22 protein-coding genes are annotated in these 13,372 nt (G+C 34.6%); 20 read left to right on the forward strand and 2 right to left on the reverse strand.

Annotation, left to right across the window (positions count from 1 at the left end; translation table 11 throughout):
* Positions 1-2: 2 nt before the first annotated feature.
* From L1275_RS11775 to L1275_RS11845, 15 genes are all read left to right on the forward strand, one after another.
* Positions 3-944 (forward strand): hypothetical protein, encoded by a 942-nt coding sequence (locus L1275_RS11775; protein ID WP_253473311.1) that lies wholly within the window; start codon positions 3-5, stop codon positions 942-944.
* A complete protein-coding gene (locus L1275_RS11780; protein WP_253473313.1) occupies positions 937-1,173 on the forward strand; it encodes a hypothetical protein in 237 nt (78 codons plus the stop codon). Before L1275_RS11775 ends, L1275_RS11780 begins: the two co-directional genes overlap by 8 nt.
* The gene (locus L1275_RS11785) at positions 1,158-2,111 is read left to right on the forward strand and encodes a hypothetical protein (protein ID WP_253473315.1); all 954 of its coding nucleotides are present in this window, start codon (positions 1,158-1,160) and stop codon (positions 2,109-2,111) included. Before L1275_RS11780 ends, L1275_RS11785 begins: the two co-directional genes overlap by 16 nt.
* Complete coding sequence (locus L1275_RS11790) at positions 2,095-2,487, forward strand: ASCH domain-containing protein (RefSeq protein WP_253473317.1); 393 nt, start codon at positions 2,095-2,097, stop codon at positions 2,485-2,487. Before L1275_RS11785 ends, L1275_RS11790 begins: the two co-directional genes overlap by 17 nt.
* 101 nt (positions 2,488-2,588) lie before the next feature.
* A complete protein-coding gene (locus L1275_RS11795) occupies positions 2,589-2,963 on the forward strand; it encodes a DUF3127 domain-containing protein (RefSeq protein WP_253473319.1) in 375 nt (124 codons plus the stop codon).
* 26 nt (positions 2,964-2,989) lie between these two features.
* Complete coding sequence (locus tag L1275_RS11800; protein WP_253473321.1) at positions 2,990-3,685, forward strand: hypothetical protein; 696 nt, start codon at positions 2,990-2,992, stop codon at positions 3,683-3,685.
* A 12-nt stretch (positions 3,686-3,697) separates the two neighbouring features.
* Positions 3,698-3,895 carry a hypothetical protein gene (locus L1275_RS11805; protein ID WP_253473323.1) on the forward strand — a complete coding sequence of 66 codons (198 nt, stop codon included), beginning with the start codon at positions 3,698-3,700 and terminating at the stop codon, positions 3,893-3,895.
* A 1-nt stretch (position 3,896) separates the two neighbouring features.
* The gene (locus tag L1275_RS11810) at positions 3,897-4,745 is read left to right on the forward strand and encodes a DUF6291 domain-containing protein (RefSeq protein WP_253473326.1); all 849 of its coding nucleotides are present in this window, start codon (positions 3,897-3,899) and stop codon (positions 4,743-4,745) included.
* 851 nt (positions 4,746-5,596) lie between these two features.
* Entirely contained in the window at positions 5,597-6,145 is a 549-nt protein-coding gene (locus L1275_RS11815; protein ID WP_253473329.1) for a hypothetical protein, read from the forward strand.
* The gene (locus L1275_RS11820; RefSeq protein ID WP_253473332.1) at positions 6,142-7,695 is read left to right on the forward strand and encodes a DNA cytosine methyltransferase; all 1,554 of its coding nucleotides are present in this window, start codon (positions 6,142-6,144) and stop codon (positions 7,693-7,695) included. Before L1275_RS11815 ends, L1275_RS11820 begins: the two co-directional genes overlap by 4 nt.
* A 10-nt stretch (positions 7,696-7,705) precedes the next feature.
* Positions 7,706-7,918 carry a hypothetical protein gene (locus L1275_RS11825; RefSeq protein ID WP_253473335.1) on the forward strand — a complete coding sequence of 71 codons (213 nt, stop codon included), beginning with the start codon at positions 7,706-7,708 and terminating at the stop codon, positions 7,916-7,918.
* Positions 7,905-8,432 carry a hypothetical protein gene (locus L1275_RS11830; RefSeq protein ID WP_253473338.1) on the forward strand — a complete coding sequence of 176 codons (528 nt, stop codon included), beginning with the start codon at positions 7,905-7,907 and terminating at the stop codon, positions 8,430-8,432. The genes L1275_RS11825 and L1275_RS11830 overlap by 14 nt, the downstream gene beginning before the upstream one ends.
* On the forward strand, positions 8,426-8,668 hold the full coding sequence (locus L1275_RS11835; RefSeq protein WP_253473341.1) for a hypothetical protein: 243 nt from the start codon (positions 8,426-8,428) through the stop codon (positions 8,666-8,668). Before L1275_RS11830 ends, L1275_RS11835 begins: the two co-directional genes overlap by 7 nt.
* A 192-nt stretch (positions 8,669-8,860) precedes the next feature.
* Positions 8,861-9,190, forward strand: a complete 330-nt coding sequence (locus tag L1275_RS11840; RefSeq protein ID WP_253473344.1) for a hypothetical protein — start codon at positions 8,861-8,863, stop codon at positions 9,188-9,190.
* 4 nt (positions 9,191-9,194) lie between these two features.
* Positions 9,195-9,740, forward strand: coding sequence for a hypothetical protein (locus tag L1275_RS11845; protein ID WP_253473347.1), 546 nt, complete (start codon positions 9,195-9,197; stop codon positions 9,738-9,740).
* 1 nt (position 9,741) lies between these two features.
* Here the strand turns inward: L1275_RS11845 and L1275_RS11850 are convergent, their stop codons facing one another.
* The gene (locus tag L1275_RS11850) at positions 9,742-9,975 is read right to left on the reverse strand and encodes a hypothetical protein (protein ID WP_253473350.1); all 234 of its coding nucleotides are present in this window, start codon (positions 9,973-9,975) and stop codon (positions 9,742-9,744) included.
* A gap of 87 nt (positions 9,976-10,062) precedes the next feature.
* Between L1275_RS11850 and L1275_RS11855 the strand changes: the two genes are divergently transcribed.
* From L1275_RS11855 to L1275_RS11875, 5 genes are read left to right on the forward strand one after another with little or no spacing between them, the layout of a single operon-like run.
* Positions 10,063-11,118 carry a nucleoid-associated protein gene (locus L1275_RS11855; RefSeq protein WP_253473353.1) on the forward strand — a complete coding sequence of 352 codons (1,056 nt, stop codon included), beginning with the start codon at positions 10,063-10,065 and terminating at the stop codon, positions 11,116-11,118.
* Complete coding sequence (locus L1275_RS11860) at positions 11,118-11,594, forward strand: hypothetical protein (protein ID WP_253473356.1); 477 nt, start codon at positions 11,118-11,120, stop codon at positions 11,592-11,594. The genes L1275_RS11855 and L1275_RS11860 overlap by 1 nt, the downstream gene beginning before the upstream one ends.
* Positions 11,595-11,596: 2 nt before the next feature.
* Positions 11,597-12,013, forward strand: a complete 417-nt coding sequence (locus L1275_RS11865; RefSeq protein ID WP_253473359.1) for a hypothetical protein — start codon at positions 11,597-11,599, stop codon at positions 12,011-12,013.
* Positions 12,013-12,393, forward strand: coding sequence for a hypothetical protein (locus L1275_RS11870; RefSeq protein WP_253473362.1), 381 nt, complete (start codon positions 12,013-12,015; stop codon positions 12,391-12,393). Before L1275_RS11865 ends, L1275_RS11870 begins: the two co-directional genes overlap by 1 nt.
* A 45-nt stretch (positions 12,394-12,438) precedes the next feature.
* Positions 12,439-12,609, forward strand: coding sequence for a histone H1 (locus tag L1275_RS11875; RefSeq protein WP_253473365.1), 171 nt, complete (start codon positions 12,439-12,441; stop codon positions 12,607-12,609).
* 36 nt (positions 12,610-12,645) lie between these two features.
* On the opposite strand, the gene L1275_RS11880 is transcribed toward L1275_RS11875, so the two are convergent.
* A complete protein-coding gene (locus L1275_RS11880; RefSeq protein WP_253473367.1) occupies positions 12,646-13,311 on the reverse strand; it encodes a GNAT family N-acetyltransferase in 666 nt (221 codons plus the stop codon).
* Positions 13,312-13,372 lie beyond the last annotated feature (61 nt).

Genomic DNA, 13,372 nt, shown 5'->3' on the forward strand with positions numbered 1-13,372 from the left:
TAATGCAAAAGAAAACAATATCTAAAGTTATCACTAAGAAGTTAAATGAGTGGTTAGAGACTATTACTGATGAATCTTTAAGAAAAAAAGTAAAAGAAAACCTTTTAGTTTCTGGTGGTTCAATTACCTCAATGTTCTTAAATGAACCTGTAAACGATTTCGATATTTACATTCAAGATATGGATGTTTTAATTGAATTAGCTATGTACTACATGCCGAATGACGTACTAGATGGAAGAAAAAAAGATGAGCTCATTCTCGATCATTACATTAAAAAGTACGGGAATCTAAACTGTGCTAAAAAAGAATTAGAATCTCTAAATGAGGATTTATCGGAACAAACCGTTAGACTAAAAAATCTAAAGCCCAATCAAGTAAAGTTGAATGTTGAATCTTCTGGTCAAAGAATGCAGATTGATGAAAATAAAAAATATCAAATCGCATTTCTTTCTCAAAATGCAATTTCATTAACTGATGATATTCAAATAGTGCTACGATTTAGCGGTGCTCCTGAAGAAATTCATAGTACATTCGATTTTATCCACGCTACCAATTACTTCACTTTCGAAGATGGAGTTGTTACAAACCTACAAGCTTTAGAATCACTTATAAGTAAGGATCTAAAATATCAAGGTAGCCAATATCCGCTAACCTCAATTATTAGAATTAAAAAGTTTCTTAAGAGAGGGTGGACTATCAATGCTGGTGAAATGCTAAAAATGATGTTTCAAATTTCAGAATTAAATTTAAAAGATCCTGTTGTGCTTGAAGAACAATTGATAGGTGTAGATATTGCGTATTTCGACAAGCTAATTGATGTTATAAGAGATGTTCCTCGAGACAAAATAAACTCCAATTACATAAATACTATCATCGATAAAGTCTTTTCGCAATACGAGGAAATTGAAGAAACTCCTAAAGCAGCTTCAAATTCAAATGACTAAACCACAAATCAATGTTACAGTAAAAGGACGAAACGCATTTACAGCTTATTATGCTAATGTAAACGGTATCAACTACGCAAAACCACCTCTTTACGAAGTCATTGAAATAGTTGGTAAGAGATATCGAAAAAAGTATCTCGGAGAGTGCCGAAGCAAAGAAGAATTTATTCAACAAATCGAACTACACCAGAGTAGTTTAAATCCCGGAACACTATGTCAAAACCCTTAATATTTACAAACTGGATGGCTCGTTGCTCTAGTTTAGGCAACATTATGACCAATCTTCCAACCGAAGATGAACAAGCAAAAATAGCGCTCGAAATTGAAGAGTTAACAAACGAAAGAGACTACGGACTCAATAGAAATGGAAACAAAGTCAAATGGACCGAAACAAAAGATTTGCGACTTGGAGTTTTAATCAAAAAACGAGACAATCCCGACGAGTTACCTTCTGGAGCAATTACTTATTTAGAGAAAGAATTTAGAGATAAGTTTTGGAGAAGAAGACGTTTTTTAGATAACAAGTATCTAACAAAAGGAACTATAAATGAGGATGATTCTCTTGGACTTCTATCTCAACTTGACAATTTCTTTTATCGCAAAAATGACGAGCATCTTAGCAACGGAACTATTCAAGGAACACCCGACAATCGCCAAAACAAAACAAAAGACACCAAATCATCTTGGGACTTAGAAACCTTTGAAAATGCCGAATTGATTAGCCTTTATTCATGGCAATTAAAAGGCTATATGTGGCTAGAGCATAGCTACGATAATCCCGAGTTAAAGACCAAAACAGAAGCCGAATTATGCTACTGTTTAGTCAATGCCCCACTCCATTTAATTAACAATGAGAAAAAATCATTATGGTATAAGATGAATATGCCAGAGGAAGAAGAAGAAACCTGGATTAATGCCGTTTGTCAGTTGGAAAGAAACATGATTTTTGACATACCAGCATTTCAAGCAGAATATCCAAATTATGATTTTTATAACCCAGTACTCGACTTCTCAATTCCTGCCCATTTAAGAGATAAACGTTTTTCTGTTAACCTAGAGTCGGAAGATATAAAAAACATCACTAGGCGCGTCCTGATGGCTCGAGAATGGCTAATTGCTAAAGAGATTGAAACCCTAAAGCTTATCGAAGATGGAAAAACCAACTAAAGCCCTATCTATTAAGCAACCTTGGGCGGAATTAATCGCTTTAGGGATAAAGAATATCGAGAATAGAACTTGGAAAACGTCCTTTAGAGGGCGTTTTCTTATTCACGCATCCAAAGTACCTGACAAGGATCATTCATTAACTGTAGCGCAAGATAGAGCAACTATTGATATTGAAGAATTAGATTGGTCGCTTGGATGTATCATTGGCGAAGTTGACTTGGTAGATTGTGTTCAAAGACACTCATCTATTTGGGCAGATCGTGGCGAAGGAATTTGGCATTACGTTTTGGACAATCCAATAATGTATGACAAACCTATTCCGGTTAAAAAAGGTGCTTTAGGATTCTGGAATTATAAACCTGAAAATGAAGTTTAGATGGAAACATTCCTAAAAGCAATAGAAGACCACCAAGATGCAGCACTACTAATATTAATATTTCTAGCGCTGATTTGTTCAATCATTAAAGACAACAAATAATGCATGTAATCGGCAGAATAAAAGCAATACATCAATCACAACAAGTAAGCCAGTCGTTTACTAAACGTGAGCTAGTAGTAACAACAGAGGAACAATATCCACAACATATCATAATTGAGTTTACTCAAGACCGTTGTGATTTATTGGATTCATTTCAAATCGGACAACCGGTAAAAGTATCGATCAATTTACGTGGCCGAGAGTGGGTTAATCCACAGGGAGAAACCAAATACTTTAACTCTATTCAAGGTTGGAAAATTGATGCTGAGAATTCGGCCCCGAGATACGATCCTGTACCTGAAAGTGCAGTTGATAACTACATGGGCAATAAACCTCAATTCAATGAGGAAGAACACGACGATTTACCCTTTTAAATAAAACCCTTTAAAAACTTTTAAAAATGGATTTCAATAAACAATCACAAATTGCTATTAACAAAGTCATAGCTGAAAAACTACCAGAAATGTTAGAAGCCAAAGCTTCTGAAATGATAAGTTCAATAGTAAGTGATATCTTCAGAAGTTATGGAGATACCGCTAAATCTATCAAAGCAAAACTTGAAGAAACCATTAATGTCAATCTTCAGGAACTAGATCTAATCGATTACAATACGTTAATTGCTAAGACCATTAATGACAATTTACTTCAACAAGTAAATTTACAGCCAATACTTGACATGACTCAAGATATCATCGGCTTCGTTAATAAGAAAACAATCACTCTTCAAGAGATTGCAGATATTATAATCGAAGCAAGTCAGGAAGAAAACGATCAAGAAGGTGAAGGTGAAATCACTTTTATAGTAAACGAGAATACCAAATATAATTGGATAGAAGTGTATGCTGATGTTGATCCGGATAAGAAAGAATATGAATGTACTTTTAAATTTATTCTTTCTTCAGAAGGCTCAAGAGAAGGGCAGATTTTCTCTTTTACGTACAAAGATACTTGCGATGATAAGGCAAAAGAGATAACTCCTTCAAAACTTGTTTCCTTACACGGAATTGAAGCCAAAATATTTAGACTTTATTCCGCGCAAGTAAAAATAACTGATTATAACAACACTCCTGACATTTACTGGTCCCGTTGGGATTAATTCACTTTAAAAATGGCAAGCAAAAAACGAAGAAAGCCCGAATCCGAAGATAGACACATTACTATTTTCGAAGAAGCAGTGATACTAAAAAATGAAGCGATGGGAATTATTCCATCGCTTCTTTTATTAGAACAAGAGAAACTCAATAATGGTTTTACTTGGCAAAAGAGAGATCATAAAACAAGAGTGCTTACTAAAAAAGAGACCTAAAATGGCTACAGATAAAAAATCTTTTTTATTGTATTCCGATATAGAATCCACTTTAGATTTATTATCAGACGAGCAAGCAGGGTGCTTATTTAAAACAATTGTCAGATACGTAAACGACAAAGACCCAATTCTTACCGATCCATTACTAAAAATTGCTTTTGAGCCGATTAAACAAAGTCTAAAAAGAGATTTAGTTAAATACGCGAATATCAAGCAGAAAAGGTCGGAAAACGGAAGAAAAGGAGGTTTAAAAAGTGGTGAATCGAGAAGCAAAACAGAAGCAAACGAAGCAAATGCTTCAAGCGTGAAGCAAAACGAAGCAAACGAAGCCGTAAATGATAACGGTAACGTTAACGTAAATGATAACGTTAATGTTATTCTTTTAAAAAAAGAAACAAAAGGGGAATTTGAAGAAAAAAACAAATCCGAGAATATTCCTTCCGAAACCGATTTAAAAACCCCTGAAATAAAAAAAAGAAAAAAAGTTGCGCCAAAAAAAGAAAAGGCGCAAATCCCGCCCGTAGAAGACTTCTTAAACTATTCACTTCAGATAATCCAAGAAAACAATTTGGGCGATCCAGAAAGCGCTATCTATCCCCTAACAGCGAAGTATGATAGCTGGATCGAAAACAATTGGCGCGATGGGCACGACAATCCAATCAAAAGTTGGAAAACGAAAATAAAAAACACAATTCCTCACTTGAAGTTAAAACCTGTTCAATATGGAGAAACAAAAACCGAAGACCGAATCATTGGCCGTCAAACATTCGACACCGTCAAATCAAATTCGGAAAACATACAGCACTCAGCTGACTACTATCGAAACCTTTTGCGTAAAAAGCCCGATTGATTTTGTAAGAAGTTCTTATTCTCAAATGACAATTCGAGAAAGACTACAAGATGATGATGGACTAACAATTCTAATCAACCAAGCTTTGACTAAATCAATTGGTCTGTCTGGGATGAAGGAAAAGACAGACCAATTGATGCTCGATGAAATCATCAAAATGCTTTTCACGGTTTATGATCATTTAACACCGGATGAAATTTATAAAGCCTTTGAATTGGAGCGAATGCGGATGTACGAAACAAAAACCGAACACTTTCAATTATTCGACACTGGTTACGCAGCAGAAATTCTCAAAAAATATTTGGATTGGAAAATTGATATTAAAACGAAGTACAACATTACTAAGTCAAATTCACTTCCTGCAAATACATTACTGCTCTCTGAAACTTCCGATTCGGAAAAGAAAAAAATAATGGATCAGGCAATTACAAGATGTTTTGAAGAGTTTGCCAATCAAGGAAAAATTAACCATCCATTTGTTCACGTATTTGATGAATTGGTTGATAGGAAATTCATTAAGAAAGCTACTGAAGATACTCCGAGATTAAAACCATGGTATGATGAGCGAAGAATTATTGCTCATGCCGAAGTTGAAAAGGAACTTCTAGCTCAAGCTGAGAATAACAAAGACAACTCTAAGAAAGTGAAAAGCATTCGTGACGAATTGAATCTACTGCTAGACAACAAATCTAATAAGGTTGAAATCAAGCTATTCGAAATCGTTTTACGGGAGTTCTTCCAAAAACGAATCGATTTACAGCTTCCGATAGAGGAACTACTGAAATAACCCACAAAAAAATATTGCAAAACCAACCGTTCGTGAATACCGAACTGCTCAACTATTTTATAAAATGAACCAAAATAAAGAAACACAACCGAACTTAATTATCATCAAGAAAGGCGAACTATACTACAATGGTCCTGATAACCATTTTTATACTCAACTAGCAAACGCGACTTGGTGCAAAAACCCAGCTCAAGCACTAGCAATAATTCAATCAAGAAATTTAATTGGCGCGGTACCTGTTAAAATCTCTGAACACGATTATACCTATGCGAAAGCTAACGCAATGACTAAGATCATTTTGCTTTCGGAGACATTATCAAAGTATTTACACGAAGTCGGCTCTAACCTGCCAACTAAATCACAAGTAAATAAGTTAGCTGCTAAGCAAATGAAATTGACATCACAGCAATTGATGTTGATCAACCCCGATTTTAATCACTTTTTGAAAGTTCGTGAAGATGATACTTTCGACGTATTAGGACATTTCGAAGCCTTTATTCAGGAACTATCTCAAGTAGAGTTATACGACACTCCGAACCTAACCGGTATTCTTCAAGCTTATAAAAAAGACCCTAAATCTGTGATTGGGATTTGTAAAAAGATTTTGAAATGATAAATGCATTTCTATCTTTTCAAAAACCTTTTGCAGTTCAAAAAGTAGAAAAACCAGAATCCATAGAATTTATTGTGATTGATCTTTTTTGTGGAGCTGGCGGAACAACCACGGGATTTGCAAACGCAAAGAACAAAAAAGGGGATCCAGTAGCATTAATAGCAGCTTGTGTAAATCACGATCACAAAGCGATAAAATCACACTGGGAAAATCACCCAGAAGTTTATCACTTTGAAGAAGATATCCGAATATTGAATTTGGAACCTTTAATAGAAATTTTAAGGGCTTATAAAAAAGAATACCCAAATGCAAAAGTGATTCTTTGGGCTTCTTTAGAGTGCACCAATTTTTCTAAAGCAAAAGGAGGGCAAGCTCGGGATGCAGATAGCAGAACGTTAGCAGAGCATTTAGATCGATACATTACAGCACTAAATCCCGACTACGTTCAAATCGAAAATGTAGTTGAATTCATGAGTTGGGGGCCTTTAGATAAGAAAGGAAAACCAATTAGTATGAAGTCCGGTCAAGATTGGTTGCGTTGGAGAAATCACATAAATTCTTTCGGTTATCGCGATGAATGGAAGGAACTCAACAGTGCTAATTTCGGAGCCTACACTTCTCGAAATCGCCTTTTCGGATGTTTCGCTAAAAGTGGGTTGCCGATAACTTGGCCAGAACCAACTCATTCAAAACTACCGTCGACAATTACTGATTTGTTTAACTCAGGTTTAAAAAAATGGAAACCTGTTAAAGAGGTCTTAGATTTTGATGATGAAGGTGAATCTATTTTTACTCGCAAAAAACCACTTGTAGAAGCTACTCTTCAAAGAATTTATGCCGGACTTATCAAGCATGTTGCAGGAGGAGAAAAAGCTTTTATTGCAAAATATTTCAGCGGAAGACCAGCAGGAAAAGTCACATCGATTGATAATCCACTAGGAACTCTTACAACTGCATGTAATCAATCTGTAGTTAATGTGTCATTTTTGACCAAATACTATGGCACGGGAGATAATGTCTCTTCAATTGAAGAACCGGCAGGAACAGTAACAACAAAAGATCGTTTTACAAAAGTTCAATGTAATTGGCTAGATAAGCAATACTCTGGAAAGCATAATCATCAAAGTATCGAACAACCAGCCGGCACAATAATGACTTCAGACAAACACGCTTTAGTCAGTGCACCATTTATACTCAATCCAAGTCACGGAGGACACACAATGCACACAAATCAGCCGTGCCCAGTTATTATTGCTCGACAAGATAAGGCACCATTGTACTTAGTCAATTATAACCAAGACCCAAATGTCGTGATTGAAATTTACGAAGACGATAGTGAAACCATGATTAAAATTAAAGAGTTCATGGCCCTTTACGGTATCTCGGACATTAAAATGCGAATGTTGAAAGTTCTTGAGTTGAAATTAATACAAGGATTTCCATTGAATTACAAATTATTTGGTAACCAAAGCGATCAGAAAAAATTTATCGGAAACAGTGTTGTTCCGCATGTTGTGCAATCATGGGCAGAAGCTCAATGTCTAAATTAAAACTTAACCTATGAACCTATCCGACAAAATAAAGCAAACTGCCACGTTTAAATCACTCGATAACGTACAGCAGAAAATATACGGCAGTTCCAAAATGAGAATTCAATTCGAGCATCACTTACGAATGATTTCATTAATCGGTTCTGACGAATGGGAGAAAATCGAGCATCCCAATGGAGTAGTAAAAGGAATTATAAAAGAAATAGAAGATGAAGAAAATTAATTGGCAGTCACAGCACTGCGGAATCATTCACGGAGAGTATTCGGACATTTTAGAATATATGCCCGATTTAAAAGGACTACTCTCTACTTTCCCCGAAAATCCAAGTGATTTTATTTGGGATGTAAAAGTACATATGCTAATGCCTAATCAATACCCATGTATTCCAAATTGGCACAGAGATATGATTCCTCGCGATGAAAATCTAAAAGAAGATGAAACTTTAATCGACGATACAAAACCAATGTATCTATGGCTTTCAAATTCTCCACTAACGATTTTCAAAACTAAGGATGGACAAGAATTTGAAATTGTCCCCGAACAATGGCACCGGTTCACTCAAAGAGATTGGCACAAAGGACAGATGGCAACAGACTTTTGTTGGAGAGGTTTAATACGAGCTTGTCATAAGGATTTAGGGATTAATTCAACAACTGTAAATAATCCCTTCAGAAATAGAAATCCGCTGCGAAGACATACACAAGTTTACTTGGATGCATCTAACTTTAAATGGTAAAATATAATCCTGACGAGTGGAACTTTCCAAAAAACACTAAAGCATGTTACTATGCAGGTCATAAAACCACTCATGAAAAAGTATTAATACCAATGTGTTGGGGAACAGTCCATAGTTTCGATTTGGACGACTGTTATTGTGATAATAAAAAAGAACCTACAAAAGCAGAATTACAAAATACGATTCAGATTCTTAAAGAAAGAATCGAAGAACTTGAAGAAAATAAAACTATATGACAAAAAGCCATAATCACGACCATTTTTGGATCGAGGACGAAATCCTGTATGAAAGCTATCGAACCATTCGAGGATTACGATATCGCCAAATAATGGAAGTACTCGGATTAAAAAATTGCGAGCGATGCTCCGAAGAAATATTACAACAACTATCTAAAACTTCCCACTATAATTTGTAAGTGGTAAAACGAAATGGAACAATTGAAAAGTAAGTCATACACATTAAGAGATGAAAGCGGTAGCTGGCTAGGGCAAATTGTATTAACATCAGATGGATTCTTCGGATCAGTAACCGATTGGGGTAATTTATCATTCGCATGGAGACATACAGGTAAAGAAGATTTTAGAGAGTTTTTATGTGGCTTAAACACACAATATTTTGGAGGAAAAATGTATCAAGGAAATACTTACATACTTTATTCTGCAAAATGTGAAAAATCCTGTATTGTTTTTGCTGAAAAAATATTACCCGCATTACAAAAAGCACTAAGGGAGGATATTGCTAAGAATCCAAATTGGTAGTTCTATGCTAGAAGTTCTAAACAACTACCTACCCGACCCTCTATTTCAAGAACTACAAGATTATTGCTATCAAAATGACTTCGAAAGAGTTCAAGCAGGCGAAAAAGAGTTTGAAATTTTAGAAATTCCGCCCGAGATACTCCCCTATTTGGAAATTGACGGCTACGAAATGAATTTAAGCTTTATAAGACGAGCGCACAAAGATTTCGATACAGATTGGCGCATCCATGCCGATAACATCATAAACGGAAAGAAAACGCTATTAGCGAGCGTGCTTTACATTAACAAAGCCGAGGGAGTTTCAGAAAACGGAACAGCAATGTGGATTCACGAAAAACACGGAACTCATTTACCAGAAGATATATCCAATGAGGAATTTGATCGGCTGCTTTTAGAAGATAGCAACGACCTAAGCAAGTGGGAAAAAAGGGAGTATATAAGAAATAAACCAAACCGACTGCTCACCTATTCCGCTACTATATTTCATAGCAAATATCCCCATATTATAGAATTAGGTGAGCGAATCGTTTTGGTAGCTTTTTATTGTTAGATTAACACTTACAGTTACTTTTATCTATATATGTCTTGTTTTTATTCTTGTTGATGTAATAACATCCCCCGCTAGCACCTTTGTAAAGAGTATTCCCTTTGTAGCTACCACAAATTTTATCGCTACCAGAAATATTGGAGCCATTCCCAGAATTATATTTATTAGAACTACTACCGTCATCTTTACTACAAGCAAAAAAGAAAGAGATAGCAATTAAAAGTATTAGTTTTTTCATTTTTCAAAAATTAAAATTTAACAAATATACTGATGTAGAATCAGAATGATATACGGAAAACCTCACTAATATTAAAAACACAAATTTATGATCAATTTATTCAACACACACATTGAAACATTGTCAATTCACAAAGTTGGTAACAAAAGTCGCAACGAAAAAATGTTTCTTTCTGACGAGTCATTAAAGCTAAATGATGAAATCGTGCCACTAATAAAAGAGTTCTTTTTTAAACCTTTTCGAGAGAAAGAAGAAAGTTATTTTCAATTTGCTCACGATGTTGATATCGAGTTCAACGAAATGTTTAATCTGGCCACATCAATTTTTGAAAGTCCTGATAAACTACACGAGGTATCTAAGAAAATCACTACTCACCTATTTGAACAATCGAATCATCCGCATATTAAAATCGGCGAAGTATATGTGGCCTACCTAACTAATGTTTCAATAGACAACAATGTAGTAGATGCAATTGGAATTTTTAAAAGTGAAATCAAAAACGATTACTTCGAGATTAACGAAAACGAAAGCCGATTAGAGTTACAACTAAAACAAGGGATTTCTCTTGATAAATTAGACAAAGGCTGCATCATATTCAATTACAAAAAAGAAGACGGCTATAAGGTCCTGAGCATTGATTCTAATCGTTACGATGCTAGATATTGGTTAGAACATTTCTTATCAGTCGATGCTTTCCAAGATGAAAACTTCTTTACCAAAAAATACTTGAAATTCTGTCAGGATTTTGCAAAAGACGTGGTGCTTCAGGCCGAAGATAAAAAAGAAGAGGTAATGTTTATGAACCGATCCGTAAACTACTTTGCTAAAAATGATGACTTCGAAGAAAGCAGCTTCTTAAATGAAGTAATCGACAACCCTGATTTGATTTCGGAGTTCAAAAACTACAAGGTTGATAAGGGCGAAAAATACAGCATTGAGGACGTGAGCAATTTTGCGATATCCAATTCGGCAGTAACCGATGCTCGAAAGAAATTCAAAAACGTGATTAACCTGGACACTAACATTACAATCAAACTTGATTTTATCAATCCGGAAAGCGCTGAAAAATTCATTGAAAAAGGTTGGGATGAAGAAAAACAGATGTACTACTATTTGTGTTATTTCAACAAAGAAAATAAGTAATGAGTGGGGAGAAATTAACTCACAGTGAGATAATTGAAATTGGTTACAAGTGGTTATTCTCAAAATGCAGCTTTGCAGTAAAGGACCTCGTTACTCACAATCAGGAAACCCCTGATATAATTGGATGGAATGCCGAAGGAAGCTTTTTGTTAGAAGCAAAAGTAAGTAGGAGCGATTTCCTCGCGGATAAGAAAAAACCATTTCGGCTAAATCCTGAAACAGGCATGGGAGATTGGCGTTTTTTTATTGCTCCCAAAGGATTAATAAGAGTTGAGGAATTACCCGATATGTGGGGATTAATTGAAGTCAACGAAAAAAGAAAAGCGACAATGGTTCATAATCCTTTTGGTAAAGGAAACATTTACTGCACTTGGCATAAACATGAAAAATGTAATGGTAGCGAAGTTATAATTATGAAGTCGGTTTTACGGCGGCTTCATCAAAAAGGATTAATTAATGAAATCTATAAAAAGTAATTATGGGAATAGATAAAAAACAGATTTTACAATTAGCTGCTAACGGGGTTAGTTTTTATTGTGAAGATACAGACTCAGGAGAATATGAAATACTAAATGTAACTAGCATTGACTTAGCTCATGAAACCATAGAAATAGGAGCAACTACCTTTGACTTTGAAGACATTGGAAAATACGTTAAACCAGTCATGCATCCTTTATCCGATTTAGCCGAAGAAATAACTCATAACGGTGAAACTTTTGTTCCTTATGATGAACTAGATAATTATCATAACTTTTCTAAAGTCAATTATAATGATATTGAAAAAGATCCAACTAGATACCCATATACAATTGTATGCAAGCTATTAGAATGGCACTTCGATATATTCGGTTTAATAGAAAATAATTTGGCGATAAACATTAACACATTGGACTAATGGAAGCAAACGAACTAAGAATAGGTAATGCAGTAACCTATAAGGATAAAACTGTAATTGTTGAAGCAATCACCAGCGATGGTATATCCGTATCAGGATATGAGAATGGCAGGTTTACTCCAGTGTATTTATGCAACGTCAATTTAAAACCAATCACGATTACTGAAGATGTGCTATTAAGGCATGGGTTTATTTACCTCCATGATAAACATAGTTTTTTTATTCATGGTAATGAGGTAAATATTAAAATTGATAAAAAGATTAGATGGATTGCTTGGTGTAACACAGTTTTGACTAATGTAGAAATAAAATACCTCCATCAACTCCAAAACCTATATTTCATATTAACTGGAAAAGAACTAATAGAAAAAACTGAATAACAACCAAAAACCTCGCGATGTAAAGGCAAATCGCTAATCTATGTTATGACTAAAGTTGACACACTTTTAGAAATGGCTAACGCAGCCAAAATCGAGGAACAAAAATTTGAAAAGGGAAATAAATCAAGCGGTACCCGTTTGAGAAAACACCTCCTTGAAATTGGAAAGTTAACCAAGGAAATCCGAAAGGAAGTTTCAGAAAAAAAGAACGCATAAAACAAAAAGCCCGTTACGGGCTTTTTCTGTTTATTCTTATTCAAAATCTATAATACATTGTATTTCATTTTTTAAGCGAAGTAGGTTTAAATTTGCATTCTTGAGATGTTTTATACACGGCTTTCCTCCCTTTTTAATTTCAATTTCAGTTTCTAAAAATTTCAATGATATTGCTAAATAATTTATTTTCTTCTTGATTGTCATGTAATCTTCTAAAGTTATTTTATTGACTTCATTTTCCCTGAACTTAATCTCTTTTCGATCAACTTTTTTTAACAAAAATTCGTCGTCAGGTAATTTATTAAAGCCCAATTTTAATAATATTTTTTCAGAATCCTCTGGAAAGTTGTCTGCCGTATCAACTGTAACACGTTGACTTCTCCGTGATGAAAATAGATGATCTATTATTACCTCTTCCATCGCATTAGTTAAAATCCCTTGTTTGCGATGTTCTTTAAGTACATACCAATGCAAATTTGTATTATCCATATCCAAGACTGCACCAACAAAAATATTGTCTTTGTTTTTTATAAAATAAACTTTGTAAGGATTTGTTGGAGTGTTGTAATCATAATCTATAGGGTCTTTTAACAAAGCTGTTCCGTAGTAGACATTATCATAAAGTAAAGTAGTTTTTATTAACTCACAAGGGGATTCTGAGTTTAGCTTGTCAATTAAATTTTTTAGGTCAAGATGTGTCATGAATTATTTTTAAAAGATTGAATTCAAAACTATAAATTTAATAAATAACAAAGCAGACTAA

It is taken from the genome of Flavobacterium sp. HSC-61S13 (assembly GCF_024171535.1).
In the GTDB taxonomy this organism is placed as follows: Bacteria; Bacteroidota; Bacteroidia; order Flavobacteriales; family Flavobacteriaceae; genus Flavobacterium.

Bases quoted from the DNA above. Each gene is read 5' to 3' on its own strand.
- L1275_RS11850 (WP_253473350.1), bottom strand. From the start codon at position 9,975: ATGAAAAAACTAATACTTTTAATTGCTATCTCTTTCTTTTTTGCTTGT.
- L1275_RS11845 (WP_253473347.1), top strand. From the start codon at position 9,195: ATGCTAGAAGTTCTAAACAACTACCTACCCGACCCTCTATTTCAAGAA.
- L1275_RS11820 (WP_253473332.1), top strand. From the start codon at position 6,142: ATGATAAATGCATTTCTATCTTTTCAAAAACCTTTTGCAGTTCAAAAA.
- L1275_RS11805 (WP_253473323.1), top strand. From the start codon at position 3,698: ATGGCAAGCAAAAAACGAAGAAAGCCCGAATCCGAAGATAGACACATT.
- L1275_RS11785 (WP_253473315.1), top strand. From the start codon at position 1,158: ATGTCAAAACCCTTAATATTTACAAACTGGATGGCTCGTTGCTCTAGT.
- L1275_RS11815 (WP_253473329.1), top strand. From the start codon at position 5,597: ATGAACCAAAATAAAGAAACACAACCGAACTTAATTATCATCAAGAAA.
- L1275_RS11795 (WP_253473319.1), top strand. From the start codon at position 2,589: ATGCATGTAATCGGCAGAATAAAAGCAATACATCAATCACAACAAGTA.
- L1275_RS11800 (WP_253473321.1), top strand. From the start codon at position 2,990: ATGGATTTCAATAAACAATCACAAATTGCTATTAACAAAGTCATAGCT.
- L1275_RS11855 (WP_253473353.1), top strand. From the start codon at position 10,063: ATGATCAATTTATTCAACACACACATTGAAACATTGTCAATTCACAAA.
- L1275_RS11865 (WP_253473359.1), top strand. From the start codon at position 11,597: ATGGGAATAGATAAAAAACAGATTTTACAATTAGCTGCTAACGGGGTT.
- L1275_RS11835 (WP_253473341.1), top strand. From the start codon at position 8,426: ATGGTAAAATATAATCCTGACGAGTGGAACTTTCCAAAAAACACTAAA.
- L1275_RS11790 (WP_253473317.1), top strand. From the start codon at position 2,095: ATGGAAAAACCAACTAAAGCCCTATCTATTAAGCAACCTTGGGCGGAA.
- L1275_RS11780 (WP_253473313.1), top strand. From the start codon at position 937: ATGACTAAACCACAAATCAATGTTACAGTAAAAGGACGAAACGCATTT.
- L1275_RS11810 (WP_253473326.1), top strand. From the start codon at position 3,897: ATGGCTACAGATAAAAAATCTTTTTTATTGTATTCCGATATAGAATCC.
- L1275_RS11880 (WP_253473367.1), bottom strand. From the start codon at position 13,311: ATGACACATCTTGACCTAAAAAATTTAATTGACAAGCTAAACTCAGAA.
- L1275_RS11775 (WP_253473311.1), top strand. From the start codon at position 3: ATGCAAAAGAAAACAATATCTAAAGTTATCACTAAGAAGTTAAATGAG.
- L1275_RS11875 (WP_253473365.1), top strand. From the start codon at position 12,439: ATGACTAAAGTTGACACACTTTTAGAAATGGCTAACGCAGCCAAAATC.
- L1275_RS11825 (WP_253473335.1), top strand. From the start codon at position 7,706: ATGAACCTATCCGACAAAATAAAGCAAACTGCCACGTTTAAATCACTC.
- L1275_RS11860 (WP_253473356.1), top strand. From the start codon at position 11,118: ATGAGTGGGGAGAAATTAACTCACAGTGAGATAATTGAAATTGGTTAC.
- L1275_RS11830 (WP_253473338.1), top strand. From the start codon at position 7,905: ATGAAGAAAATTAATTGGCAGTCACAGCACTGCGGAATCATTCACGGA.
- L1275_RS11870 (WP_253473362.1), top strand. From the start codon at position 12,013: ATGGAAGCAAACGAACTAAGAATAGGTAATGCAGTAACCTATAAGGAT.
- L1275_RS11840 (WP_253473344.1), top strand. From the start codon at position 8,861: ATGGAACAATTGAAAAGTAAGTCATACACATTAAGAGATGAAAGCGGT.